The sequence below is a fragment of the Cellulosimicrobium cellulans genome (assembly GCF_024124905.1).
GTDB classification, from domain to species: Bacteria; Actinomycetota; Actinomycetes; order Actinomycetales; family Cellulomonadaceae; genus Cellulosimicrobium; species Cellulosimicrobium cellulans_G.
In genome coordinates, this window is the sequence record NZ_JAMXST010000001.1 from 1 (window position 1) to 26,006 (window position 26,006).

Below are 26,006 nucleotides of genomic sequence, written 5' to 3' on the forward strand. Positions count from 1 at the left end.
GGGGAAACGCCCGGTCCCATACCGAACCCGGAAGCTAAGCCCTTCAGCGCCGATGGTACTGCCCTGGAGACGGGGTGGGAGAGTAGGACGCCGCCGGACAACCCTTCACCGAAGGCCCACCCCACACTGGGGTGGGCCTTCGGCATTTCCAGACCGTCACGCCGGACCGCCCTCGTCGGGGCCGGCCCGTGCGGACGTCGCGCCGCAGTGGTCCCCGCGCCCTCCGTCACGTGTCACGGTGGGGCCGACGTGGGAAGATGGCCTGCGCAAACTCCAGAACGAGAGGTCACCCCGTGAACGACACCTCCCACGATCCCGAGTCGGACCGCCCGTCGTCGGGCGACGACCGTGGTGGTCGCCGCGACCGTGACGGGCGACAGGGTCACTCGCGCGACGCGCGCGGGGCGGGGCCCGGACGGTCCGGTGGCGAGAGCTCCGGCGACCGCGACCGTCGCCGCGGTGGTGGCGACGACGCCCGGCGCGGCGCAGGCGACTCGCGCGGACGTCAGGACGGCGGCTACCGGGGGAAGCCCGACGGCGCGCGCGGCCGTGGGGAGGGGGGCCGCCCCGAGCGCGGGTACGGGGGCGCGGACCGGGACCGTCGCGCCGGCGACCGTCCGGGTCGCCGTGACGACCGGGCACCCGCTCGTGACGGGCGTGCCACGTCCGGGGCGCGCGGCGACGGGTACCAGGGTCCCGCGCGGGCCGGTGAGGGGAACCGCGGGCGGTACGACCGGGACGCGACCGACCATCGTCGGGGCGGCACGGGCCCGCGTGACGACCGCCGGGGCGGCGACCGCCGCGGGCACGCACCCCGCGCAGGGGCGGGCCGGGACCGCGAGGGCTTCAACCGTCGTCCCGAGCCGCGTCATCCCGCGGGGCCGGCGATCCCCGACGAGGTGCAGATCTCTCAGCTCGACCGCGCGGCGCGCGGGCGCCTGCGGACCCTGAGCAAGGAGACGGCCGAGGTGGTCGGACGTCACCTGGTCATGGCCGGACGTCTCATCGACTCCGACCCGGAGCTCGCCTACGAGCACGCGCAGGCCGCCGTGCGTCGAGCCGGCCGTGTCGACGTCGCGCGCGAGGCGGCGGGCCTGACGGCCTACGCGACCGGCCGGTACGCCGAGGCGCTCCGCGAGCTGCGCACGGTGCGACGCCTCAACGGGTCGTCGGAGCACCTGCCGATCATGGCCGACTGCGAGCGCGGGCTCGGGCGGCCGGAGCGCGCGCTCGCCCTGGCGGCATCGGAGGAGGCCGCGACCCTGGACGACGTGGGGCGCACGGAGCTCGCGATCGTCGTGAGCGGCGCGCGCGTCGACCTCGGCGAGCTCGACGCGGCACTCGCGGCGCTCGAGCAGGTGCCCGCCGTCGGGACCCGCGGCGAGCTGGGCGCACGCGTCCTGCAGGCGCGCGCATCGGTGCTCGAGGTCGCGGGGCGGACCGAGGAGGCCGCGGAGATCCTCGCGGGCATCGACGCGAGCCTGCTCGCTGCGGCGCTGGGCGAGGAGGACGACGACGTCGTCGTCTACGACCTGACGGACGAGCTCGAGGAGTCCGAGCAGCTCGCGGACGAGGGTCCGGGGGCGACGGAGGATGCCGCGCCGTCCGACGGGGCGGACCGGTGAGCGCCGGGCTGCTCGGGAGCGACGTCGCGCTGGCCGACCGGTACGACCTCGCGCTCGTCGACCTCGACGGCGTCGCGTACCGCGGGCACGAGCCGATCGAGCACGCGTCCCAGGGCCTGACGACGGCGCGCGCCCGCGGGATGCGTCTCGTGTTCGTCACGAACAACGCGTCGCGCGAGCCCGGCTCGGTGGCCGAGCAGCTGACGGGCCTCGACATCCCCACCTCGGCGGACGAGGTCATGACCGCCGCGCAGGCGGCCGCCGCGCTGCTGCGGACCCGTCTCGAGCCGGGCGCGCGCGTCCTCGTGGTCGGTGGGGCGGGTCTCGTGACGGCGGTCCACGACGCCGGGTTCGTGCTCGTGGAGAGCGCGGACGACGAGCCCGACGCCGTGGCGCAGGGCTTCGCGCCGGAGCTCGGCTGGGCACAGCTCGCCGAGGCGGCGTACGCCGTCCAGCGGGGCGCGTGGCACGTCGCGAGCAACCTCGACCTCTCGTTGCCGACCGCGCGCGGGTTCGCGCCGGGCAACGGGTCGCTCGTCGGTGCGGTCCGCGCCGCGACGGGCGTCGAGCCCGACAGCGCGGGCAAGCCGTCGCCGACCATGTACCGGCTCGCGATCGAGCGTGCGGGCTCCGAGGCGCCGCTCGTCGTCGGGGACCGGCTCGACACGGACCTCGCGGGCGCCCGCGCGGGCGGCTATCCCGGTCTGCACGTCCTGACCGGGGTGAGCACGGCGCGGGACGCGATCCTGGCGGAGCCGCACCTGCGCCCGCACTACGTGGGCGCCGACCTGCGCAGCCTCCTCGAGCCGCACCCGGTGCCCGTGCGCACCGAGGCCGGCTGGTGGTCGTGCGGAGACAGCGCGGCGCGCGTCGACGACGGCGCGCTGCGCCTGGACGTGCGCGGCACCGCGACGGTCGACACCGTCCGGGCGGCCGCCGCCGCGGCGTGGGCCTCCGCCGACGCGGGGCTCCCCGTGGACCCGTCGACGGTCCCCGAGCTGCCCGTCGGGACGCACTGAGCCCGACGGTCGGGCGGCGCGACGCGCCGCCTGGCGCAGGCCGCCGGTCGTGCCCGTCCGTGGGACGCAACCGGTAGCGTGGTCCGGGATGCCCGGCCACGGCCGGGCGACGTTCGCGCAGCCCAGGAGACAGGAGGCAGGACATGACGGACGGTCCGCTGCGTCCGGTTCCCGGACCGCCTCCCGGCGGCCGACCGGTGAGCCCGGCAGCCGGGCGGGACGGCGAGGCGCCGTCGCCGGTCGTCAGCCCGCTCGACGCCGCGCTCGGACGGCTCGACGAGCTGGACGGGCTCGCCACCGCGGACCACGTGGGGGTGCTGGAGGCCGTGCACGACGCGCTGGTCGCCGAGCTCGCCCGCACGGAGGACTGAGCGTGGCCGAGCGCACCGGTGCGCGCCTCGACGGCGAGCTCGTCCGGCGCGGGCTCGCGCGGTCGCGCCGGCAGGCCGCCGAGCTCGTGGCCGCGGGCCGGGTGACGCGCAGCGGGACGGTCGTGACCAAGCCGTCGGCCGCCGTCGGGCCGGACGACCTGCTCGCCGTGACTCCCGACCCGGAGGATCCGGGCTACGCCTCGCGCGCCGCGTTCAAGCTCGCCGGGGTGCTCGACGCGCTGGACGCGCTGGACCCTGCGGGCGCGCCGCTGCGACCGCCCGCCGTCGACGGCGCGCGGTGCCTCGACCTCGGGGCGTCGACCGGGGGCTTCACCGACGTCCTGCTGCGCCGGGGCGCGCGCGAGGTCGTGGCCGTGGACGTCGGGCACGACCAGCTCGTGCCGGCCCTGCGCGCGGACCCGCGGGTGCAGGTGCACGAGGGCCTCAACGTCCGCGACCTGGTTCCCGAGCACGTCGGGGCCGTACCCGACCTCGTCGTCGGCGACCTGTCGTTCATCTCGCTCGCGATGGTGCTGCCCGCCGTCGCGGGGGTGGTGGGCCCGGGCTCCGACCTGCTGCTGCTCGTCAAGCCGCAGTTCGAGGTCGGCCGGGAACGCCTGGGGAGCGGCGGCGTCGTGCGCGACCCCGCGCTCCACGTCGAGGTCGTCGCCGCGGTCGCGCGGCACGCGGCGGTCGTCGGGCTGCGCCCGCTCGCCGTCGTGCCGAGCCCGCTGCCCGGACCGAGCGGCAACCGCGAGTACTTCTGGTGGCTGCGGGCGGGCGATCCCGGCCGTGCCGACGGCACCGGGCTCGAGGACTCCGCGCTGGAGGACGCCGCCGCCGCGGCGGTCGCGTGGCGACCCGCGCCCGACGGAGGCCTGCCGCCCGTCGTCCTCGTCGCCCGGGCGGCCGCGGACGGACCGGCTCCGACGCGCGACGCCACGACGCCCGACCGACCCCTGACAGGAGGAGCACCGTGACGCGACGCGTGCTGATCGTGACCCACGGCGGCCGCCCCGAGGCGGTCGTCGCGCTGCACGAGGCGGTGACCGAGCTCGAGCGCGCCGGGTTCACCGTGACGCTGCACGACGACGACCTCGCGGAGAAGTTCGGCGACCACATGGCGCGCACGCGGGCGCGCGAGGGCGTCGCGGAGTCCGAGGTCGTCATGGTCCTCGGGGGCGACGGCACGATCCTGCGCGCCGCCGAGCTCACGCACGGGACCGGGGTGCCGCTGCTCGGCGTCAACCTCGGGCACGTGGGGTTCCTCGCCGAGAGCGAGCGCGAGGACCTGCGCGCCGCCGTCGGGCGGCTCGCGGCGTACGACTACACGGTCGAGGAGCGCACGATCGTCGAGGTGCGCGCCTTCCTCCCGGGCGAGCCGGAGCCGCTCGTGGGGTGGGCGCTCAACGAGGCGACGGTCGAGAAGGCGCAGCGCGAGCGCATGATCGAGGTCGTCCTCGGCGTCGACGGTCGGCCGCTGTCGTCGTTCGGCTGCGACGGCGTCGTGACGGCGACCGCGACCGGCTCGACGGCGCACGCGTTCTCCGCGGGCGGTCCGGTGATGTGGCCGGACGTCGACGCGGTGCTCGTCGTGCCGCTCGCGGCCCACGCGCTCTTCGCGCGGCCGCTCGTGGTCGGTCCGCGCTCGACGATCACGGTGGACGTGCTGCCGGACTCGGCGTCGTCGGGCGTGCTCACGTGCGACGGCCGTCGGCGCATCGACCTGCCCAACGGCTCGCGGGTCGAGGTGCGGCGCTCGGACACGCCCCTGCGCCTCGCGCGCCTCAGCACGGCCCCCTTCACGGACCGGCTGGTGTCCAAGTTCTCGCTCCCCGTGGTCGGGTGGCGCGAGCGCGCGGCGAGCGTCGCCGCGACGGCAGGGACGACGGCGGAGCGCGCGGCCGCGACCGCGGGCAGGGAACCGGGGGAGCCGGACGTCACGGACGAGGAGGAGTGAGCGTGCTCGAGGAGATCGCGATCGAGAACCTCGGCGTCATCCGGTCGGCCCGCGTCCCGGTCGGGGCGGGCCTGACCGTGATCACGGGCGAGACGGGCGCGGGCAAGACCATGGTGCTCACCGGGCTCGGCCTGCTCATGGGCGGCAAGGCGGACCCGGCGACGGTGCGCCCGGGCGCGGCGAGCGCCGTGGTCGAGGGGCGCGTGCGCCTCACCGACCGTCCGGCGGTCGCGCAGCGGGTCGACGACGCGGGCGGCCAGGTGGACGACGACGGCACGGTCGTCATCCTGCGCACGGTCGCGGCGGAGGGCCGGTCGCGCGCGCACCTCGGCGGGCGCAGCGTCCCGCAGGGCGTGCTCGCGGAGATCGCCGACGACCTCGTGACGGTCCACGGACAGTCCGACCAGCTCCGGCTGCGGACCGCGAGCCGGCAGCGCAGCGCGCTGGACGCGTTCGCCGGTCCACCGCACGCCGAGCTGCTGACCGCGTACCGCGACGCGTGGACCGAGCGGTCCGCGCTGCAGGCGGAGATCGACGACATCGAGGCGCGCGCGGGCGAGCGTGCCCGAGAGGCCGAGCTGCTGCGCCTCGGCCTCGCCGAGGTCGAGCGGGTGGCGCCGCAGCCGGGCGAGGACGTCGAGCTCACGGCGCTGGTCGCGCGGCTCGGCAACGTCGAGGAGCTGCGGGTCGCGGCCCAGCTCGCGCACGACGCCGTGGCCGGCGACGAGGCCGTGGAGCCGCAGGAGAACGCGGTCGTGTCGGTCGACCGAGCGCGGCGCGCGCTCGAGGCGGTGGCGGGCACGGACCCCGTGCTCGCCCGGCTCGCGGAGCGGCTCGCGGAGGTGGGCTACGTGCTCGCCGACGTCGCGACGGAGATCTCCGGCTACGTCGAGGACCTCGCCGCCGATCCCGCGGGTCTCGAGACCGCGCACGCGCGCCTCGCCGAGCTCGGCACGCTGACCCGCAGCTACGGCGAGACGGTCGACGACGTGCTCGCCTGGGCGAGCGACGCCGGGCTGCGGCTCCTGGACCTGGACGACGGCGGCGAGCGGCTCCATGTCGCGACCGCGCGCCGCGACGAGCTCGACGCGGAGCTGGAGCGCCTCGGGACCGCGATCACGGCCTCGCGCGAGCGCGCCGCGGCCGAGCTCGCGACGGCGGTGACCGACGAGCTGCGCGGGCTGGCGATGGGTGGCGCAAGCCTCGTCGTCGACGTCGAGCGCGCCGAGGAGCCCGGACCGTGGGGCGTCGACGTGGTGACGTTCTCGCTCGTCGCGCACGCCGGCGCGCCGGCCCGGCCGCTGGGCAAGGGCGCGTCGGGCGGCGAGCTCTCCCGCGTGATGCTCGCGATCGAGGTGGCGCTCGCGACGGCGGCGGTCGACGGCACCGGACAGGTGCTGCCGACGTTCGTCTTCGACGAGGTCGACGCCGGCGTCGGGGGCAAGGCGGCCGTCGAGGTCGGGCGCCGGCTCGCGTCCCTCGCGACCCGCGCGCAGGTCGTCGTCGTGACGCACCTCGCGCAGGTCGCGGCGTTCGCGGACGTCCAGCTCGTGGTGACGAAGTCCTCGGACTCGTCGTCGGGCACGGACGACGGAGACCCGGCCGCGGCCGTCACGGTCACCGGTGTGCGCGAGGTCACGGGGGACGAGCGCGTCCGCGAGCTCGCGCGGATGCTCTCCGGGCAGGAGGACTCGGACGCGGCCCGCCGCCACGCGGTGGAGCTTCTGGAGTCCTCGGTCGTGGGACGATAGGGCACGATGAGACTCACTCTGCGCAAAGCCTCCCTGCCGGAGGCCGGGTCCGGCACGCTCGGCCCGGCCAAGGTCGACGCGCGCACCAAGGCGCTCACGAAGCGGCTCCAGCCGGGCGACGTCGCGGTGATCGACCACGTGGACATCGACCGCGTCGCCGCCGACGCCCTCGTCGCGGCCAAGCCGTCCGCCGTCCTCAACGCCGCCAAGTCGGTCTCGGGGCGCTACCCGAACCTGGGGCCCGACGTCCTCGTCGAGGCGGGGATCGTGCTCGTCGACGACCTGGGCCCGGCGATCATGGCCGTCCCGGAGGGCCGTGAGCTGCGGCTCGACGGCGGCAAGGTCTACCTTGGCGACGACCTGGTGGCCGAGGGCGTCCTGCAGAGCGAGGAGACGGTCGCGCGCAGCCTCGAGGAGGCGCGCGCCAACCTCTCGGTCGAGATCGAGTCGTTCGCCGAGAACACGATGAACTACCTGCGGCGCGAGCGGGACCTGCTGCTCGACGGCGTCGGCGTCCCGGACATCCGCACCCCGATCGACGGGCGGCAGGTGCTCATCGTGGTGCGTGGCTACCACTACCGCGAGGACCTCGCGACGCTGCGCCCCTACATCACGGAGTACCGGCCCGTCCTCATCGGCGTGGACGGCGGCGCGGACGCGATCCTCGACGCCGGCTGGAAGCCGGACATGATCGTCGGCGACATGGACTCGGTCTCCGACCGCGCGCTGAGCAGCGGCGCCGAGGTCGTGGTCCACGCGTACCGCGACGGCAAGGCACCGGGGCTGGAGCGCGTCCAGGAGCTCGGCGTCGAGCCGGTCGTTTTCCCGGCGACGGGCACGAGCGAGGACATCGCGATGCTCCTCGCCGACGACAAGGGCGCCGAGGTCATCGTCGCCGTCGGGACGCACGCGACGCTGGTCGAGTTCCTCGACAAGGGCCGCGCGGGCATGGCGAGCACGTTCCTCACCCGGCTGCGCGTCGGTGGCAAGCTCGTCGACGCCAAGGGCGTCTCGCGCCTGTACCGGCACCGGATCTCCAACCTCCAGCTCTGGCTCCTGTCGATCGCGGGGCTCCTCGCCGTCGTCGCGGCGCTGTGGTCGACGGCAGCGGGCCAGACGTTCTTCGGGATCGTGGGCGCCCGGTTCGACGACCTCTGGTCGTGGGTCGGGTCGCTCTTCACGGGCGGCGGCTGACCCGACCGGGCCGCCGTCGTCGGCCCGCGCGCGTCGTTCCCGACCGCGCCCGACCCGCGCTCCCGCGCACCCTGACCTTGCCAGCACGCAGCAGCCCGAACCGAAGGACACCACCGCACAGTGATCGACTTCAGGTACCACATCGTCTCGTTGATCTCGGTCTTCCTGGCCCTGGCCGTCGGGATCATCCTCGGCGCCGGCCCGCTCCAGGGAGCCATCGGCGACCAGCTCACCGGGCAGGTGGAGCAGCTGCGCACCGAGCGCAACGAGCTGCGCGACCAGCTCGACGAGGCGAACGTGACGCTCGGCAACGACTCGCGGTACATCGAGGCGGCGGGGCCGCAGCTCGTCGCGGGGTCGCTCCAGGACCGTCGCGTCGCGGTCGTCGACCTGGACGGGGCGGACAAGGAGCGCGACGACGCGATCGCGGAGCAGCTCGAGCTGGCGGGCGCCTCCGTGGTCGGCCACGTCCGGCTGACGGACTCGTGGACGGACCAGGACGAGGAGAGCGCGCGCCAGACCGTGGCCGAGGGCCTCGGGGAGAAGCTGGGGGAGGTCCCGCAGGACGCCACCCCCGAGCAGCGGCTCGCCCGTGCCCTCGCGCTCGCGCTCACCGGGTCGACGCCCGCGAGCTCCGAGGAGCGCAGCCCGGAGGCCACCGAGCTCGAGGCGCTCCTCGAGCGCTTCGCGCTCGTGGACGTGGTGTCCGAGCAGACGCTCCCCGCGGACGTCGTCCTGCTGCTGAGCGGCCCGGCGCCCGAGCAGGCCGCCCCGACGGGGGAGGGCGAGGAGGCCCCCGCGCCGGACACGTACGTCGTCGACATCGAGGTCCAGGTGGCCGTCGCCGCCCAGGAGGTCGCCGAGGCGGCCCTCGTCGCCGGTCCGACGGCGGTGAGCGGCGACGTCGTCTCCAGCATCCGCGCGAACGACGACCTCGCCGCGACGCTGTCCACGGTGAGCGGCATCGAGGCCGAGCCCGGCCGGATCAACGTCCCGCTCGCCCTCGCCGCGCGCGTCGCCGACCAGGTCGGGCAGTTCGGGTTCGAGGAGAGCGCGACGGCGGTCCTCCCGCCCGCCGTCGAGCTCCCGCCGGTGACGCGCACGACGTCGTCCGACGCGGGCGCTCAGGACGCGGCGGCGGGCGACACCTCGGGCGGCACCTCCGGCGGCACGGAGGACGGCGGTTCCGCGGACGTCGAGCAGACCACCGCCGGCGCGGGGGAGGGCTGACGTGGCGCGCGCGCTGCGCACCCTCGCCGCGGCCGGGGTCGCCGCCGTCGTGACCGCGACGGCGCGCCGCGCGGCCGGTTCGCGCCCGCCGGGCGGCACGGAGCGCTGGACGCGGACCAACCACCGCGGCGAGCCGATCAGCCTGCTCGAGGGCCCGGCGGTCGCCGCCGGCCTCGTCGCCGGGACGCTCGCGACGGGCGGCGCCGCCCGCACGCGCGGCGCGGTCGCCCTCGCGACGGCGAGCGCGGGCGCGTTCGGCCTGGTCGACGATCTCGCGGAGGACACGTCCACCCGGACGAAGGGCCTGCGCGGCCACCTCGGCGCGCTCGCCGAGGGCCGCGTGACCACGGGCGCGCTGAAGGTCCTCGGGATCAGCGGCGTCTCGCTCGTCGCAGCGGCGGTCGGGACGCGGCGCACGGGCGGGGCGTTCGGCCACCTCGTGGACGTCGGCGTGAACGGCGCGCTCATCGCCGGGACGGCCAACCTGCTCAACCTCCTGGACCTCCGCCCGGGCCGTGCGCTCAAGGCGGCGGGGGTGGCGTCGGTGCCGTACCTCGGCACCGCGGCGGCTCCGACGACGGGCGCCGTCCTCGGGGCGGCCGTCGCCGCGGCGCCGGGTGACCTGGGCGAGCGCGACATGCTCGGAGACTGCGGCGCGAACGCGCTCGGCGCGGCGCTCGGTTCGCAGGTCGCGTTCGCGGGGCCCCGCTCGGTGCGCTGGCTCGCGCTCGCCGGCGTGGTGGGCCTGACCCTGGCGAGCGAGAAGGTGAGCTTCTCGAAGGTCATCGAGGGCAACGACGTGCTGCGGCGCGTGGACGCGTGGGGCCGGCGCCCGGCGTGAGCGCGCGGGCGGGGCGGCTGCGCGCCGCCACGGGCACCCTGGCGGGCGCCGCCGCGATGATCACGCTCGTGACGATCGCGAGCCGCCTCGTCGGCTTCGCCCGGTCGCTCGTGCAGTCCGCGGCGGTCGGCACCGAGGGCGTCGGGTCGGCGTACACGGCGGCGAACCTCCTGCCGAACGTCCTCTTCGAGGTCGCGGCAGGTGGCGCGCTCGCAGGCGCGGTCGTGCCGCTCCTCGCCGGGCCCATCGCGCGCCGGGCGGGCACCGACGTCTCGCGCATCGCCTCGGCCCTGCTCGGGTGGACGCTCGTCGTGCTCGTCCCGCTCGGGGCGCTCCTCGCGCTCCTCGCGCAGCCGATCGCGTCCCTCCTCATGCTGGCGAAGCACCCCGAGCTCGTCGACGTGACGGCGACCTTCGTGCGCGTGTTCGCGCTCCAGGTCCCGCTGTACGGCCTGGCGGTCGTGCTCGGGAGCATCCTCCAGGCGCACAAGCGCTTCTTCTGGCAGGCGTTCTCGCCGCTGCTGTCGAGCCTCGCCGTCATCGTGGTCTTCCTCGTGTTCGCGCGGCTGGCGGACGGGGACCAGGCGGACGTCGCGGCGCTGTCGGGTGACGCCATCGCCTGGCTGGGCTGGGGAACGACGGCGGGCGTGGCGGTCCTCGCGCTGCCGCTCGTGCTGCCGGTGCACCGGCTGGGCGTCCGGCTGCGGCCCACCCTGCGGTTCCCGGGCGGCGAGGCCGTCCGGGCGCGCAACCTGGCGTTCGCGGGGATCGGGGCGCTCGTCGCGCAGCAGCTCTCCGTGCTGGCCATCATGGGTGCCGCCTACCGGTACGGGCCGGAGCAGACCTTCCCGACGTACTGGTTCGCCCAGCAGGTGTACCTGCTGCCCTACGCGGTGCTGGCGTTCCCGCTCGCGACGAGCGCGTTCCCACGGCTCGCCGAGCACGTCGCCCACGCGCGCCACGACGCCTACCGACGCCTCCTCGCGACGACGACGCGGACGCTGATCGTCGTCGCGGGCCTCGGCGCGGCGGCCCTGATCGCCGCCTCGGCGGCCGTCGAGGCGGTGTTCGCGCACATCGCGACGGGATCGGTCGCCGGACTCGGGGGGGCGGTCGCGGGCATGGCCGTCGGCATCGTCGGCTTCTCGCTCATCCTGCACCTCTCGCGTGCGCTGTACGCCATCGACCGTCAGCGCGTGGCGGTCGTCGTGACCGCCGCGGGGTGGCTCGTGGTCGCGGCGACCGCCTACGTCCTGCCCGCCGTGACCGGCGTCCGCGACCAGGCGGGGGTGCTGCTCCAGCTCGGGCTCGCGACCGCGGTCGGGATGTCGGTCGCGGGCGCCGGGCTGCTCCTCGCGACGCGCCGCCACGCGGGGCCCGAGGCGACGCACGGGGTCCCGCGGACCCTCCTGGTCGTCGCCGCGGGCGTGGCCCTCGGCGCGCTCGGCGGCTCGGCCGTCTCGGGCGCGCTGCTGCCCGACGACGCGGGCTGGCTGCCCGCCGTCGGCGTCGGCGCCCTCGCCGCGCTCGTGGCGGGCGCGGTCGTGGTCGGGGTGTCGCTCGTCGGCGACCGTCCCGCGCTGCTGGGCGTCCTGCGCCGAGGACCGGGCGAGGGCACGCCGACGACGGAGGCGTCCTCGGGGTGACCACGGACGTGGCGCGTCGCACTCGCCGGCCAGCGTGCCGTCGTCGGGGGCGCTGTTAGGATGGAGTTCCGTGGCAGATCACCTGAACCGGCCCTCCTCCCGCCTCAACGCCTCGGGCGCTCGCACCGAGCACCGCACCGCGCACGTCTTCGTCACCGGCGGCGTCGCCTCCTCGCTCGGCAAGGGCCTCACGGCATCCAGCCTCGGTCGTCTGCTCCGCTCGCGCGGCCTGCGCGTCACCATGCAGAAGCTCGATCCGTACCTCAACGTCGATCCCGGGACGATGAACCCGTTCCAGCACGGCGAGGTGTTCGTCACCGAGGACGGCGCCGAGACGGACCTCGACATCGGCCACTACGAGCGCTTCCTCGACGTCGACCTCGAGGCCTCCGCGAACGTCACGACCGGCCAGGTGTACTCCCAGGTCATCGCCCGCGAGCGGCGCGGCGAGTACCTCGGCGACACGGTCCAGGTCATCCCGCACATCACCGACGAGATCAAGGCGCGCATGCGCGCCCAGGCCGGTGAGGACGTCGACGTCATCATCACCGAGATCGGCGGCACCGTCGGCGACATCGAGTCGCAGCCGTTCCTCGAGGCCGCGCGCCAGGTGCGCCACGAGCTCGGCCGGGACGACGTCTTCTTCCTCCACGTGTCGCTCGTGCCGTACATCGGCCCGTCGGGCGAGCTCAAGACGAAGCCGACGCAGCACTCGGTCGCCGCGCTGCGCTCGATCGGCATCCAGCCCGACGCGATCGTGCTGCGCGCGGACCGCGTGGTGCCCGAGTCCGTGAAGCGCAAGATCGCCCTCATGTGCGACGTGGACAACGAGGCGGTCGTCAACGCGATCGACGCGCCGAGCATCTACGACATCCCGCGCGTGCTGCACGCGGAGGGCCTCGACGCCTACGTCGTGCGCCGCCTCGGCCTGCCGTTCCACGACGTCGACTGGGACGGCTGGAGCCAGCTCCTCGAGCGCGTGCACCAGCCCGCCCACCGCGTCGAGGTCGCGCTCGTCGGCAAGTACATCGACCTCCCGGACGCGTACCTCTCGGTCACCGAGGCGCTGCGCGCGGGCGGATTCGCGAACGACGCGAAGGTCACGATCCGCTGGGTCGCGTCCGACGAGTGCCAGACCCCGGCCGGCGCGGACGACGCGCTGCACGGCGTCGACGCCGTCCTCGTGCCGGGCGGCTTCGGCGTGCGGGGCATCGAGGGCAAGCTCGGCGCGCTGCGCTGGGCGCGCGAGAACAAGGTCCCGACGCTCGGCATCTGCCTCGGCCTGCAGTCGATGGTCATCGAGTACGCGCGCAACGTGCTCGGCATCGACGACGCGTCGTCGACCGAGTTCGACTCGGGCACGTCCCACCCCGTCATCGCGACGATGGAGGAGCAGCTCGCGATCGTCGGCGGCGACGGCGACCTGGGCGGCACGATGCGCCTCGGGTCGTACGAGGCCGCGCTCGCGCCGGGATCGGTGGTCGCCAAGACCTACGGGTCGGAGCGCGTCACGGAGCGCCACCGCCACCGCTACGAGGTGAACAACACCTACCGCAAGCAGCTCGAGGAGGCGGGCCTCGTCATCAGCGGGACGTCGCCCGACTCGTCGCTCGTCGAGTTCGTCGAGCTGCCCGCGGACGTGCACCCCTACTACGTGAGCACGCAGGCCCACCCGGAGTTCAAGTCGCGCCCGACGCGCTCCCACCCGCTGTTCGCCGGCCTCGTCGGCGCCGCGCTCGAGAACCAGGCCGACTGAGTGGCCGCCGAGCCGGGCCCGGTGCCGGCCGAGGCGACGGGCGGCGCGCCCGTCGTCGACGCCCTCGCCCCGCGCCCCGTCGTCGAGACGACGGTCGTGCACGCGGGTCGCGTGTTCGACCTGCGGTCCGACGTGGTCGACCTGGGGGACGGGGGCCGCGTCACGCGCGAGTACCTCGACCACCCCGGGGCGGTCGCGATCGTCGCCCTCGACGAGCAGGAGCGCGTCCTGCTGCTGCGGCAGTACCGCCACCCCGTGCGGCGCGAGCTGTGGGAGGTGCCCGCGGGCCTGCTCGACGTCGTGGGGGAGGACGGGCGGCTCGCGGCGGCCCGCGAGCTCGCGGAGGAGTCCGACCTGCAGGCCGCGCGCTGGGACGTCCTCGTCGACTACTTCACGACGCCGGGCGGCTCGAACGAGGCGCTGCGCGTCTTCCTCGCGCGGGACCTGTCGCCCGTCCCCGACGACGAGCGGTTCGAGCGCGAGGCCGAGGAGCTCGACATGGAGCTGCGGTGGGTGCCGCTCGACGAGGCGCTGCGCGGCGTCCTCGCGGGCGAGCTGCACAACCCGTCCGCCGTCGTCGGGATCCTCGCCGCCGCCGCGTCGCGCGCGGGCGGCTGGGCGTCGCTGCGCCCGGCCGACGCGCCGTGGCCGGAGCGCCGCGGGGGCTGACGCGCCCGGCGGCGCCGGCCGCCGGCCCCCGCACCGGTTCCGGTAGCGTCCTGGGGCGTGGGCTCTCCTCTTCCCGACCTCGTCCCGGTCCCGGGCGGCCGGATCGACGTCGTCGACGCGCGCACCCGGGAGTCACGACCCGTCGTCCTGGAACCGTTCCACGTCGCTCGCACCCCCGTGACCGTCGGCCAGCACCGGGCCGTGCTCGCCGCCGACCCGCTCCGGCCTCGACGCGGGCCGTCGGCCGACGGGCGCCCACGCTCCACGGCGGAGGAGCAGGACCGCACGTCCGGGGAGCCGGACGACGTCCCCGTGCACGGGGTGACGTGGTTCGAGGCGGTGCTCTGGTGCAACGCGGCCTCCCGGGTGGCGGGCCTGGACGCCGCGTACCGGGTCGAGGGTCGGGACGTGCGCTGGGACGTGCGGTCGGCGGGCTACCGGCTCCCGACCGAGGCCGAGTGGGAGCACGCGTGCCGCGGCGGGACGTCCGGTCCGCGCTACGGTCCGATCGGTGACGTCGCCTGGACCGCGGACGACGACGCCGACGGTCCTCGGCCCGTCGCCACGCGGCTCCCGAACGCGTTCGGTCTGCACGACGTGCTCGGCAACGTCTGGGAGTGGTGCTGGGACTACGCCGACACGGCGCGCTACGGCGAGTACCGGAGCCTGCGCGGCGGTGGCTGGGCGGACCGGCCGTGGAGCGTGCGCGCGGGGGTGCGCCGCGGCAGCGCGCCCGACGCGCGGATCGAGGACGTCGGGCTGCGGGTCGCACGGGGCGCCGTGGGCGAGCCGGGCGTCCCCGTCGCCCAGGGCTGGTCGGACGCGGCGGACCGCGCCCGGGCGCACGTCCCCGGCCTCCTGCCGCTCGGATGGACGCCGTTGACGTTCCCGCCCGCCGCCGGGGACGCCGCCGCCGTCGTCGGTGCCGAGGACTAGGCTCTGACGACGTGCCCGCACCCGACACCCCGACCCCACCGGGGGACGCGCGCGTCCGCGTCCTCGGACCGGTACGGGTCACGGGAGCGGACGGCGCGCCCGTCGTCCCGCGCGGGTCGCGGGCGGCCGCGCTCGTCGCCGCGCTCGCGCTCGCGGGTGGTCGGGCGCTGGGCGTGACGACGCTCGTCGAGGACCTGTGGGGGCCCGACGCGCCGCAGGACCCGCGGGCCGCGCTCCAGAGCCTCGTCTCCCGGCTCCGGCGGGACGCCGCACCCGGGACCGTCCTCTCGCGCGCGGGCGGCTACGCCCTCGGGGTGCCGAGCGACCTGGACCACGCTCGTCGCGCGCTCGCGGACGCCCGGACCGGGACGCGTCCCGGCACCGCGCGCCGGGCCGCGGGGGACGCGGGGGACGCGGGGGACGCGGGGGACGCGGCGACCGTCGCCGACCTGCGGGCCGCGCTCGCGCTGTGGCACGACGAGGAGCCGGGCGCCGACGTGCCCGGACCCGTCGGGCACGCGCTGCGCGTGGAGGCGGCGCGGCTGCACGACGGGCTGACGGCCGCGCTGCGGTCGGCCGCGGCCGCCGCCGGGGACCAGGAGACCGTCGTCGCGCTCGCGACGGCGGCGCTCGACCGCGACGAGACCGACGAGGACGCCGCGCGCGACCTCATGACGGTCCTCGCGGCGTCGGGCCGGAAGCGCGAGGCGCTCGCCGCGTACGCGCGCGTCCGCCACGCGCTCGTCCGCGAGCTCGGCACGGACCCGGCCCCGGACCTCCAGCGGCTCGCCGCCGCCCTGCTCGACCCTCCGTCCGGTGCGGGCGCCCCGGCGCCGTCGTCTGCCGCGGCACCGTCCGGCGGCCCTGACGCCGCGGCCCCGGTGCCCGGCAGGGCCCCGGGCGCCCGCGTCACGCAGGTGCGTGGCGTGCGCGTGGCGCCCGACGCGCTCGTCGGCCGGGACGAGGACGTCGACCGCGTGCGGGACACGCTCGCCCGGTCGCGGCTCGTCACGGTGCTCGGTCCGGGCGGGCTCGGCAAGACGCGCCTCGCGCAGGAGGTCGCGCGTCGCGCCGCCGCGACCGGGTCCGCCGACCTCGTGGTCGTCGTCGAGCTCGCGGGCGTGCGGTCCGACGAGGACGTCGTCGTGGCTCTCGCGGACGGGCTGGGGATCTCGCCACCCGCGCGCACGGGGCGGCTCGCCGACCGCCTGGCGGCGCCGGAGCTGCGCGAGCAGGTGCTCGAGCGCGTGCGGGGGCGCGACGTCCTGCTCGTCCTGGACAACTGCGAGCACGTGCTCGACGGCGCGGCGCGCTGGACCGCCGACCTGCTCGGCGCCGCACCGCACCTGGCCGTCCTCACGACGAGCCGGTCGCCCCTGCGGCTCCCGGCCGAGCACGTGTACCCCCTCGACGCCCTGGGAGCGGACGGTGGGGCCGGGCCTGCCGTGCGTCTCTTCGTCGAGCGTGCGCGCGCCGTCCGGCCCGGCGCGAGCCTGCCCCCTGACGTCGTCGCCCGGTTGTGCGACCGGCTCGACGGTCTCCCGCTCGCGATCGAGCTCGCCGCGGCCCGCGTGCGCACCATGAGCGTCGAGGACGTCGAGCGGCACCTCGACGAGCGTTTCGCGCTGCTGCGTTCCGGCGACCGGCTCGCCCCCGACCGGCACCGCACGCTCGAGGCCGTGATCGAGTGGAGCTGGAACCTGCTCGCGGAGACCGAGCAGGACCTGCTGTGCCGTGCGGCCGTGTTCCCCGACGGGTTCTCGGCCGAGGCGGCGCAGGCCGTGGCCGGTGGCCCGTCCTCGGGAGCGGTGCTCGGCGCGCCGGCGTGGGGGATCCTGGACGCGCTCGACGGGCTCGTCGCCCAGTCCCTCCTGCGGGTCACCGAGGACGACGGGGTAGTGCGCTACCGGATGCTCGAGACCGTGCGGGAGTTCGGCGCCCTGCGGCTCCAGGACGCGGGCACCACGGCCACGGCGCGCGAGGCCGTGCAGCGCTGGGCCGCCGCGCTCGCGGACCGCTGCGCGGACGCGCTCGTCGGGGGCGACCAGGCCGCCGCCGCGACCGACCTGCGGCGCGAGCAGGAGAACCTCCTCTTCGCGCTCCGCGAGGCCGTCCAGGACGGGCGACCCGACGTCGTCGTGCGGGTGTTCGCGGCGCTCATGGGGTCCTGGCTCCTCCTCGGCATCGAGGACCAGGCCGCCGGGCTCGTGGAGGTCGTGCTCGACTCCGTCGTGGGCTGGGCCGTCCCGCCCGAGGACGTCCAGCCCGCGGCGCTCGCGCTCGCCGCGGTCGCCGGCGCCGGGGCGTTCGCGCGCCCCGAGCTCACCGCCCGGGCGCTGGGGAGGCTGCGCCGCCTCCTGCGCTGGCCCGACGTCGGGCGACGCACCCGGGCGTTCGCGCGGCTCCTGACGGTGCGCAGCACCGAGGAGATGGAGGCGACGCTCGCGAGCCTGCGGGCGGACGACGACGCGTTCGTCGCGATGCTGGCCGAGTTCACGACGGCCCAGATGGCGGAGAACGAGGGGCGCCTCGCCGAGGCGCGCTCGTGGGGCGCGCTCGCGCACGAGCGCGCGGTCGCCCGGGGCGACGTCGCGGCGCGCGCGACGACGGCGATGTTCCTCGCCTCGTGCGCGAGCGAGGCGGGCGACGCGGAGGACGTCGGACGCTGGGCCGAGGCGGCGCGCGACCACCTGCGCGCGCTGGGCGCGACGGCGACGTTGCAGCAGCTCGACTGGGTGGAGATGTCGGCCGCGGTGACGCTCGGCGAGACGGAGCGCGCCGAGCGGATGCTCGCGGCGCTCGACGGCACGGTGGGCGGCACGGACGTCCCGCCCGACACGCGGTCCGTCGTCGCCATGGGCCGGGCGGAGGTCGCGGCGATGCACGGTGACGACGACGCGGCCCTCGCGCTCTACGGCGAGGCCGCCGCCTCGTTCGACGACGAGGCGCGCTGGTCGCCCTGGTACGTCCTGCTCGTCTCGTCGTGGCTCGTGCGCCTCGCGGCGGCCAGGTCCGCGCTGGTCCCGACCGTCGCCCACGAGCTCCGGTCGCTCGTGCTCGGGATGCACCGGGCGCGGCCGCACTTCGTGGACTACCCGGTCGTCGGGACGTCGTTCCTCGCGCTCGGCGTCGCCTCCGTACCCGATGCGGAGGGCACGCCGGACGCGGGCGCGGCACGCGGGGCCCTCCTCGTCGCGCTCGCCGAACGGATGGGCTCGCGCCAGGACCAACCGTCGCTGCGGCACGAGAACGCCTGGGCGCGGGTGACCGACGTCGCCGGTGCCGCGGTCGCGGAGCGCGCACGGGCCGAGGTCCGCGACCTGGAGCGGGGTGACCTCTCACGCCGGGGGTTCGCGCTCCTCGACGAGGCCGAGGGCGACGCCGGCCAGGACGGCTCGCACGACGCCTGACGGACGGCGACGGGGCCGGCACCGATTGGTGCCGACCCCGTGCTGAGGACGCGGCCTCCGCCGTGCGACCCTGAGGCGCCGAGAGCCACGGCGGGTCGTCCGGTCAGGCCTTGCGCATGTACGCACGCACGGTGAACGGCGCGAAGACCGCGACGATGACCGCCGCACCGACGAGCGAGATCGCAGCGTCGGAGCCGAGCGTCCCGGTGTTCGCCAGCTCCCGGACCGCGGTGACGAGGTGCGACACCGGGTTGACGTTGACGAAGCCCTGGAGCCAGCCCGGCATCGTCTCCGGCTGGACGAACGCGTTCGAGAGGAACGTCAGCGGGAAGAGCACGATCATCGAGATGCCCTGCACGCTCGACGCCGTCCGCGCGACGACGCCGAAGAACGCGAAGATCCAGCTCACGGCCCACGAGCACACGATGACCAGCAGCCCCGCGAGCACGACCGCACCGAGCCCGCCGCCCGGCCGGTAGCCCATGAGGTAGCCCATCGCGAACGTGAGGGTGGTCGCGATGAGGTAGCGGACCGTGTCCGCGAGGAGCGCACCCGACAGGGGCGCGATGCGCGCGATGGGCAGCGACCGGAAGCGGTCGAACACGCCCTTGTCCATGTCCTCGCGCAGCTGCGTGCCCGTGACGACCGACGTGGTGATGACCGTCTGCACGAGGATGCCCGGGATGATGATCGGCAGGTAGCTCGTGACGTCGCCCGCGATCGCCCCGCCGAAGATGTACGTGAACATCAGCGTGAAGAGGATCGGCTGCAGCGTCACGTCGAAGAGCTGCTCGGGCGTGCGCTTGATCTTCAGCAGACCGCGGTACGCCATGGTCAGCGTGTGGTCGGCGGTGGCGCGCAGCGACGTGCGGTCGGACAGCGCGCGGTCGGCACCGGCCTGGATGCGGGGCCGGGGCGCGACCGCCGCGCCGGTCGGGCCGGGGGTCGTGGTCGTGGTGGTCATCGCAGCGCCGCCTCTCGCGTCGCGGCCGCGCGGTCCTCGCGCGCGCCCGGGGTGTCGTCCGTGGATCCGGGCGCGCCGTCGCCGGCGGCCGCATCGGGTTGCTCGGCGCCGTGCCCCGTGAGGGTGAGGAACACCTCGTCGAGGCTCGGCTTGTCCATGCTCAGCGAGCCGACCTCGATGCGGGCCTCGCGCAGGCGCACGAGGAGGTCCGTCACGACGTCCGGCCCGGAGACGGGCACGGTGAGCCGCCGCGCCTCGGGGGAGACCGTCGCGGCGAGGCCCAGCGCGCGCTCGACGATCTCGAGCGCGGGCGCCACGTCGGCGGCGTGGACCAGGGCGAGCTGCAGCGACTGGTCGCCGACGGCGTCCTTGAGGTCGTCCGCGGTGCCCTCCGCCACCACGCGACCGCGGTCGATCACCGCGATCCGGTCCGCGAGCTGGTCCGCCTCGTCCAGGTACTGCGTCGTGAGCAGCACGGTCGACCCGCTCGCGACGAGATCGCGGATCGTCGACCACATCTGGGCCCGCGTGCGCGGGTCCAGACCCGTCGTCGGCTCGTCGAGGAAGATGAGCGGCGGCTGCGCGATGAGGCTCGCCGCGAGGTCCAGACGGCGGCGCATGCCGCCCGAGAAGCTCTTCAGCGGGCGGGACGCCGCCTCCGTGAGGCCGAACGCCTCCAGCAGCTCGACCGCCTTGCGCCGGGCCTGCGTGCGCGACAGCCCGAGGAGCCGCGCGAAGATCACGAGGTTCTCCGTCGCGCTGAGCGTCTCGTCGACCGAGGCGTACTGGCCCGTCACGCCGATGAGCTGGCGCACCTTGTGCGGGTGCGCGACGACGTCGTGCCCGAACACCCGGGCGGTGCCCGCGTCAGGGCGCAGGAGCGTCGCGAGCATGCTGATGGTCGTGGTCTTCCCGGCACCGTTGGGCCCGAGGACCCCGTAGACGGTGCCGGTGCGCACGGTGAGGTCCACGCCGTCGACGGCGCGGTTCTCGCCGAAGACCTTCACGAGGCCGTGGGCCTCGATCGCGGGGGTGGTCATGTGTCCTCCTGGTCGGTGGGTTCACCACCCACGCTCGACGAGCGCGCTCGCACCGCGCTGTCAGCGGAGCACCACCCGCTGTCACACCCCTGTCACGCGAGGTAGACCCGTGATCCGCCGAGGTAGAGCCGTGGTCTGCCGAGGTAGAGCCGTGGTCGTGCCCGACGGCGGTGTGGTCGCCTTGGGTGGGCGGGGTGGGTGGTGGTGCCGCGTCTACCATCCGCCGCTCGTTCCTCGCGGCTCCCGCCAGGCCCGACCACGACGCGGCACCACCACCCACCCCGCCCGGCATCACCTCACCCTGGTCGGTCCTCGCCCGGGTGACTGCCCGCGGCATCAGCCCGCCAGTGCCGTGCTGGCCCGCGGGTGGGCCTGACCTTCGGGGCGACCGACCCGTCGTCGGGCACGGTCTGGGCTCTTCCTCGGCGGACCACGGCTCTACTTCGGCGGGTGCGGTTCGTGCCACGCGGGGCTGAGAGCCGACTCGCCAGCGTCGTCCCGACGGCCGTGAAGGCCGTGGGTCGGGGCGGGCCGGCGTGCTAGCGTCGGGGCCGATCGTGAACCGAGCCGAGGAGGTGAGTCCCGTGAACGCTGTGTCCGTACCGGGCGCTCCCTCGCTGCCCACGATCGCGCGACGGCCGTAGTCGTCGTCGGGAGCGCTCGCCGCATCATCGCGAGAGGCGACTCCCATGAACACCACCACACCTTCTTCTGCACCGGGTACCTCTGCCGTAGGCCTCCCGGTACCTGACCTCCAGCCGTCCGATCCGGTCCCGACGACGGGTGAGCGCGCCCTCGTGCTCGGGGGCGGCGGGTCCACCGGCAACGCGTGGCTGATCGGCGTCGTCGCCGGTCTGGCCGACGCCGGGCTGGACGTGTCCACGACGGCCGACCTGACCGTCGGGACGTCGGCCGGTTCGACGACGGCGGCGCAGCTCGCCGGCGCGACGCCCGCGGAGCTGTACGCCGCCGCGCTGGTCGCTCCGACGCGCCCGCAGGCAGGGCCGGTCGGCCCGGACGCGGGCGGGGACCGCACGCGGCAGGCGGCGGACCAGATGGCGCGGACGGCCGCGATCATCGCCGGTGCCCAGGACGCGGCCGACATGCGCCGCAGGCTCGGGGCGGCAGCGCTCGCGCTGCCCGGGGCGTCGGACGAGGCGGTCCAGTCGCGGTGGCGGGCGACCGTCGGTGCGCGCCTGCCCGACCCGTCCTGGCCCGGCCGGTCGCTGCTGCTCACGGCGGTCGACGCGCGGACCGGCGAGCCCGCCGTCTTCGACCGGCACAGCGGCGTCGACCTCGTCGACGCCGTCGCGGCGAACTGCGCGAGCGGGTTCGCCTACCGGATCGGGGAGCGGCAGTACATCGACGGCGGCTACCGCCGCAACGAGAACGCGGACCTGGCGGTCGGGCACCGGCGGGTGCTCGTGCTGTCGCCGTTCGGGGGCAGGACGCGTGCGCCGCTGGACTGGGGCCTGCAGCTCGCCGTGCAGGTCGACGAGCTGCGCGCACGGGGGAGCGAGGTCGAGGTGATCGTCCCGGGCCCCGCGGCCGACCACCTGTTCGGCCCGCAGGCCATGGACCTGTCGCTCCGGCCGGCCGCGGCCGAGGCCGGGTACGAGCGGGGCACCGCGCTCGCGGAGCACGTCGCCGCGCTCTGGCGCTGACCGGCACCTGACGTGCGCTGACGCAGCGGTGGCCCGGATCGCTCAGGCCCGGGCCACCGTCCGCTCAGGCGCGGGTGCGGGTCGTGAGGACGACGCGCGTGGAGCCGGCGACGAGGAGCGCCGAGCCGAGCATGTGCAGCCCGACGAGGAGCGCGGGCAGGCCGGTGAAGTACTGGACGTACCCGATCAGTCCCTGGCCCAGCGTGATCGCGAGCAGGATCCAGGCCGCACGGCGCACCTGCTCGGGGCCGCGACGGACGCTCACGAGGTAGGCGACGAGGACGGCGACGAACACCCACACGGCCCACGCGTGGATCTTGCTCATGAGCGCCGGGTCGACGGCGAGGCGGTACCCGACCTCCTCGTCGCCGCTGTGCGGGCCCGCCCCCGTGACGACGACGCCGAGGACGACGATCAGCGCCGTCAGCCCGTACAGGGTCCAGGCGAGCGTGCGCGAGCGCGAGGCGACCGTCGGGACGAGTGGCCCGTCGCCCTCCCCGGACCGGTGGAGGAGGAGCAGCGAGACGGAGACGAGCGCGGCCGAGACGACGAAGTGCAGCGACACCCAGCCCGGGTGCAGGTGGAGCAGGACGATCACGCCGCCGATGACGGCCTGCGCGGCGACGCCGAGGAGGGGGACGGCGCCGAGGAGCCGGTAGGACAGGACGCGGGACCGGTCGGTCCACACGAGGACCAGCGCGGCGATCGCGATGACGCTCAGCACCCCGGTGAGCGTGCGGTTCCCGTACTCCACGAACTGGTGGTACGTCGTCTCGGGGTGGAACTTCGCGGCGAACTGGCCCGGCTCGCACTGCGGCCAGGTCGAGCACCCGAGCCCCGAACCCGTGAGCCGCACGGCGCCGCCCGTGAGGATGATGCCGATCTGCGCCACGAGGTTCGCGACGAGCACCGGCCGGGTCCAGCGGCGCAGCGGCGCGAGCCGGTCCGGTCGTGCGGCGCCGCCACCGGCGGCGGCGCCTGCGGGGCTGTCGGCGGGAGCGGGGTCGAGCGCGGGGGGCGGGGTGCTCACGGTCCCACGGTATCGGGACGACCGTGCAGCCCCGGAACCCAGCGCGTGTGAGATGCGCCCGGACCTCAGGTCCAGCGGAAGAGCTTGCCCGCGCCCCAGCCGAGCGCGGCGGTCCAGCCGAGCAGCACGACGACGGAGAAGGGCGGCACGGAGCCGTCGAGCAGGGCGCCGCGCATCGCCTCGCCCAGCGCCCCGGACGGCAGCAGGAGCGCGACGTGCTCGAGCGGGCCGGGGAGCTGGTCGGCCGGGACGAGGACGCCACCGCCGACGGTGAGCAGCACGAGCACGAGGTTCGCGACGGCGAGCACGCCCTCGGCGCGCAGCGTCCCGGCGAGCAGCATCGCGAGCGACGTGAACGCCGCCGTCCCGAGCAGCACGGCGAGCATGGCCGCGGGGATCCCGGCGGGGTCGGGCTGCCAGCCGAGCGCGAGCGCGACGGCCGTGATGACCACGACCTGCACGACCTCGACGGCGAGGACGCCGAGCACCTTCCCGGCGAGCAGGCCGCCGCGGCCCAGGGGCGTGGTGGACATGAGGCGCAGTACGCCGTTGCGGCGGTCGAACGCGGTCGCGATGGCCTGCGACGTGAACGCCGTCGACATCACGGCGAGCGCGAGGACGCCGGGCGTCACGAAGTCGACGCGCGTCGCGCCGCCCGTGTCGAGGTCGACGAACGACGTGAGCACCAGCCCGAGCAGGAGCATGACGGGCAGGATGATCGTCACGAGGAGCTGCTCGCCGTTGCGCAGGATCATGCGCGTCTCGAACGCCGTCTGGGCGACGACGCGGCGCCACGCGGGAGCGGCGAGCTCCGTGCTCGGGGTCTGGCTCGGGTCCTGGGTCTCCGACGTGGTCTTCGGGGTCGCGCTCATCGCAGGTGCCGTCCCGTGAGGTCGAGGAACACGTCCTCGAGCGTGCGGCGGCCCACGGTGACGCGCGAGGCGAGGACGCCGCGCGCGGCGAGCCACGTCGTCAGCGCCACGAGCGTCGCGGGGTCGGCGGGCCCGGTGAGGGTGTACGAGCCGGGCTGCGGCTCGGCGACGCTCCACGCGGCGGGTGCGCCCGCGCCGTCGGGCAGACCCGCCCCGGCGAGGGCCTCGCTCAGGCCGGCGAGGCCGAGCCCGGGGGTGGCCTCGAAGCGCACGGTGCGGTCCGCCTCGCCGTCGGCCCCGGTCTCGAGCAGGTCGCGCGTCGCGCCCGCGGCGATGACCTTGCCGTGGTCGACGACGTACACGCGGTCGGCCAGGTCCTCCGCCTCGTCCATGAGGTGCGTCGTGAGGACGATGCCGACGCCCTCCGCGCGCAGCTCGCGCACGAGCTCCCACACGGCGTGCCGGCTCTGCGGGTCCATGCCCGCGCTCGGCTCGTCGAGGAAGACGACCTCCGGGCGCCCGACGATCGCCGCGGCGAGCGCGAGGCGCTGCCGCTGCCCGCCGGACAGCCGTCGCACGGTCGTGCGCGCGAAGCTCTCCAGCCCCAGGCGCTCGGTGAGCTCGCCCACGTCGCGCGGCCGCGCGTACATGGAGGCGACGTGCCGCAGCATCTCCAGGGCGCGCACACCCGTCGGGAGCCCGCCGTCCTGGAGCATGACGCCGACGCGCGGGCGCAGGTCGCGTGCGTCGGTCAGGGGGTCGAGGCCGAGGACCTCGACGCGCCCGGCGTCGGGGGAGCGCAGGCCCTCGCAGCACTCGACGGTCGTGGTCTTGCCGGCGCCGTTGGGGCCGAGCACCGCGGTGATCGCGCCGCGCTCGGCGGTGAGGGACACGCCGTCGACGACGGCACGACCGTCGTAGCGCTTGACGAGGTCGTGCACGAGCACGGCGGGGGCGGGCACCCGGCCGATTGTAGGGGGCGGGTCTGCCGCTCAGGACCCGGGCCCGGCCCGGACCGCACGGGTGTCGCGTACGCCACATCTCGACGCCTCCGGGGCGGTCTGAGGGTCGCCTTGCTTGCGTTCGGGCAATTAGGGAACAACCATGTTGTCTATATCGGTTCCAGATCTGTCACCCCGTTACAGGCCGCGCCACGCGCACGCGCGCCCACGGGACGCACCACGGGAGGTGAGCATGGCCGCAGGACCCGTCCGACCGGACGCGCTGCGCGCTGCCACCCCCGCGGTCGGGCAGGCGCCCAGCACCGTCCCGGCCACCGACGCCGACCGCCGCACGCGCGAGCGCGTGCTCGAGCTCGTCGCGAGCGCCGGTCCCGTGAGCGCTGCCGACCTCGCCGCGACGCTCGGGCTGACGCCCGCCGCCGTCCGGCGCCACCTCGCCCTCCTCGAGGAGGACGACCTCGTCGCCGTGCACGACGCCGGGCACCCCACCGGGATGCGCGGCCGTCCCGCGCGACGGTACGTGACGACGTCGGCCGGACAGGGCGAGCTCAGCGGCACCTACGCCGACCTCGCGACCCAGGCGCTGCGGTACCTGCGCGACGTCGCCGGGCCGGACGCCGTCGAGCGGTTCGCTCACGACCGGCTCGCCGAGCTCGCCGACCGCTACGAGGGTCGGCTCGACGCGGACGACGTCGAGGGCCGGGCCGCCCAGCTCGCGGCGGCGCTCGCGGACGACGGCTACGCGGCGAGCGTGCGCCCCGTCCCCGGCACGTCCGCGGTGCAGCTCTGCCAGGGGCACTGCCCGGTGCAGCACGTCGCGGAGGAGTTCCCGCAGCTCTGCGAGGCGGAGGCGCAGGTCTTCGCCAGGCTCCTTGGCTCGCACGTGCAGCGGCTCTCGACGCTCGCGACGGGCGCGCACGCGTGCACGACGAACGTCCCCGTCCGGGCGCGCGGCCGCCCGACGTCGGGCGAGACCTGACCCGAGGGGCGCGCCGCCGCCCCGAGGCCACGAACGACATCCCCCGCAAGAACCCTTGTACCGACTGCCCCCGCCCGCAACGACGGA

The 26,006-nt window shown here is 75.9% G+C and carries 21 protein-coding genes and 1 rRNA gene; 17 read left to right on the forward strand and 5 right to left on the reverse strand.

Annotated features, from left to right (window positions below; all coding sequences use genetic code 11):
• The 15 genes from rrf to NHH00_RS00075 all read left to right on the forward strand — a co-directional run.
• Window positions 1-99: ribosomal RNA gene (rrf, locus tag NHH00_RS00005) — 5S ribosomal RNA — on the forward strand; the annotation flags it as partial.
• Between the two features lie 800 nt (window positions 100-899).
• Entirely contained in the window at window positions 900-1,625 is a 726-nt protein-coding gene (locus NHH00_RS00010; RefSeq protein WP_253048960.1) for a hypothetical protein, read from the forward strand.
• Complete coding sequence (locus NHH00_RS00015) at window positions 1,622-2,644, forward strand: HAD-IIA family hydrolase (protein WP_253048963.1); 1,023 nt, start codon at window positions 1,622-1,624, stop codon at window positions 2,642-2,644. Before NHH00_RS00010 ends, NHH00_RS00015 begins: the two co-directional genes overlap by 4 nt.
• Window positions 2,645-2,787: 143 nt before the next feature.
• Entirely contained in the window at window positions 2,788-3,015 is a 228-nt protein-coding gene (locus tag NHH00_RS00020) for a hypothetical protein (RefSeq protein ID WP_253048966.1), read from the forward strand.
• Between the two features lie 2 nt (window positions 3,016-3,017).
• On the forward strand, window positions 3,018-3,995 hold the full coding sequence (locus tag NHH00_RS00025) for a TlyA family RNA methyltransferase (protein ID WP_253048969.1): 978 nt from the start codon (window positions 3,018-3,020) through the stop codon (window positions 3,993-3,995).
• The gene (locus NHH00_RS00030; protein ID WP_253048973.1) at window positions 3,992-4,975 is read left to right on the forward strand and encodes an NAD kinase; all 984 of its coding nucleotides are present in this window, start codon (window positions 3,992-3,994) and stop codon (window positions 4,973-4,975) included. Before NHH00_RS00025 ends, NHH00_RS00030 begins: the two co-directional genes overlap by 4 nt.
• Window positions 4,976-4,977: 2 nt before the next feature.
• Window positions 4,978-6,726 carry a DNA repair protein RecN gene (gene recN, locus NHH00_RS00035; protein WP_253048976.1) on the forward strand — a complete coding sequence of 583 codons (1,749 nt, stop codon included), beginning with the start codon at window positions 4,978-4,980 and terminating at the stop codon, window positions 6,724-6,726.
• 6 nt (window positions 6,727-6,732) lie between these two features.
• Window positions 6,733-7,920 carry a putative cytokinetic ring protein SteA gene (gene steA / locus NHH00_RS00040; RefSeq protein WP_253048979.1) on the forward strand — a complete coding sequence of 396 codons (1,188 nt, stop codon included), beginning with the start codon at window positions 6,733-6,735 and terminating at the stop codon, window positions 7,918-7,920.
• Window positions 7,921-8,040: 120 nt separating this feature from the next.
• The gene (locus NHH00_RS00045; RefSeq protein WP_253048982.1) at window positions 8,041-9,150 is read left to right on the forward strand and encodes a copper transporter; all 1,110 of its coding nucleotides are present in this window, start codon (window positions 8,041-8,043) and stop codon (window positions 9,148-9,150) included.
• 1 nt (window position 9,151) lies between these two features.
• Entirely contained in the window at window positions 9,152-9,991 is an 840-nt protein-coding gene (locus NHH00_RS00050) for a hypothetical protein (RefSeq protein WP_253048985.1), read from the forward strand.
• The gene (gene murJ, locus NHH00_RS00055; RefSeq protein WP_253048988.1) at window positions 9,988-11,637 is read left to right on the forward strand and encodes a murein biosynthesis integral membrane protein MurJ; all 1,650 of its coding nucleotides are present in this window, start codon (window positions 9,988-9,990) and stop codon (window positions 11,635-11,637) included. Before NHH00_RS00050 ends, murJ begins: the two co-directional genes overlap by 4 nt.
• Window positions 11,638-11,707: 70 nt before the next feature.
• Entirely contained in the window at window positions 11,708-13,393 is a 1,686-nt protein-coding gene (locus tag NHH00_RS00060; protein ID WP_374613676.1) for a CTP synthase, read from the forward strand.
• Window positions 13,394-14,062: an NUDIX domain-containing protein gene (locus NHH00_RS00065; protein WP_374613678.1), complete on the forward strand. Its 669-nt coding sequence runs from the start codon at window positions 13,394-13,396 to the stop codon at window positions 14,060-14,062.
• 57 nt (window positions 14,063-14,119) lie between these two features.
• A complete protein-coding gene (locus NHH00_RS00070) occupies window positions 14,120-14,998 on the forward strand; it encodes a formylglycine-generating enzyme family protein (protein WP_253048991.1) in 879 nt (292 codons plus the stop codon).
• An 11-nt stretch (window positions 14,999-15,009) separates the two neighbouring features.
• Window positions 15,010-18,408: an AfsR/SARP family transcriptional regulator gene (locus tag NHH00_RS00075; protein ID WP_253048993.1), complete on the forward strand. Its 3,399-nt coding sequence runs from the start codon at window positions 15,010-15,012 to the stop codon at window positions 18,406-18,408.
• Window positions 18,409-18,511: 103 nt separating this feature from the next.
• Here NHH00_RS00075 and NHH00_RS00080 read toward each other — a convergent pair whose 3' ends face one another.
• Both NHH00_RS00080 and NHH00_RS00085 read right to left on the reverse strand, forming a co-directional pair.
• Window positions 18,512-19,372, reverse strand: a complete 861-nt coding sequence (locus NHH00_RS00080) for an ABC transporter permease (protein WP_253048996.1) — start codon at window positions 19,370-19,372, stop codon at window positions 18,512-18,514.
• Window positions 19,369-20,412, reverse strand: a complete 1,044-nt coding sequence (locus tag NHH00_RS00085) for an ATP-binding cassette domain-containing protein (protein ID WP_253048999.1) — start codon at window positions 20,410-20,412, stop codon at window positions 19,369-19,371. Before NHH00_RS00085 ends, NHH00_RS00080 begins: the two co-directional genes overlap by 4 nt.
• 689 nt (window positions 20,413-21,101) lie before the next feature.
• On the opposite strand from NHH00_RS00085, the gene NHH00_RS00090 reads away from it, so the two are divergent.
• On the forward strand, window positions 21,102-22,076 hold the full coding sequence (locus NHH00_RS00090) for a patatin-like phospholipase family protein (RefSeq protein ID WP_253049002.1): 975 nt from the start codon (window positions 21,102-21,104) through the stop codon (window positions 22,074-22,076).
• 64 nt (window positions 22,077-22,140) lie between these two features.
• On the opposite strand, the gene NHH00_RS00095 is transcribed toward NHH00_RS00090, so the two are convergent.
• From NHH00_RS00095 to NHH00_RS00105, 3 genes are all read right to left on the reverse strand, one after another.
• A complete protein-coding gene (locus NHH00_RS00095) occupies window positions 22,141-23,106 on the reverse strand; it encodes a COX15/CtaA family protein (protein ID WP_308202236.1) in 966 nt (321 codons plus the stop codon).
• 65 nt (window positions 23,107-23,171) lie between these two features.
• Window positions 23,172-23,978, reverse strand: a complete 807-nt coding sequence (locus NHH00_RS00100; protein WP_253049005.1) for an ABC transporter permease — start codon at window positions 23,976-23,978, stop codon at window positions 23,172-23,174.
• Window positions 23,975-24,940 (reverse strand): ABC transporter ATP-binding protein, encoded by a 966-nt coding sequence (locus tag NHH00_RS00105; protein WP_253049007.1) that lies wholly within the window; start codon window positions 24,938-24,940, stop codon window positions 23,975-23,977. The genes NHH00_RS00100 and NHH00_RS00105 overlap by 4 nt, the downstream gene beginning before the upstream one ends.
• Window positions 24,941-25,172: 232 nt before the next feature.
• Between NHH00_RS00105 and NHH00_RS00110 the strand changes: the two genes are divergently transcribed.
• Window positions 25,173-25,919 carry a helix-turn-helix transcriptional regulator gene (locus NHH00_RS00110; protein ID WP_253049010.1) on the forward strand — a complete coding sequence of 249 codons (747 nt, stop codon included), beginning with the start codon at window positions 25,173-25,175 and terminating at the stop codon, window positions 25,917-25,919.
• Window positions 25,920-26,006 lie beyond the last annotated feature (87 nt).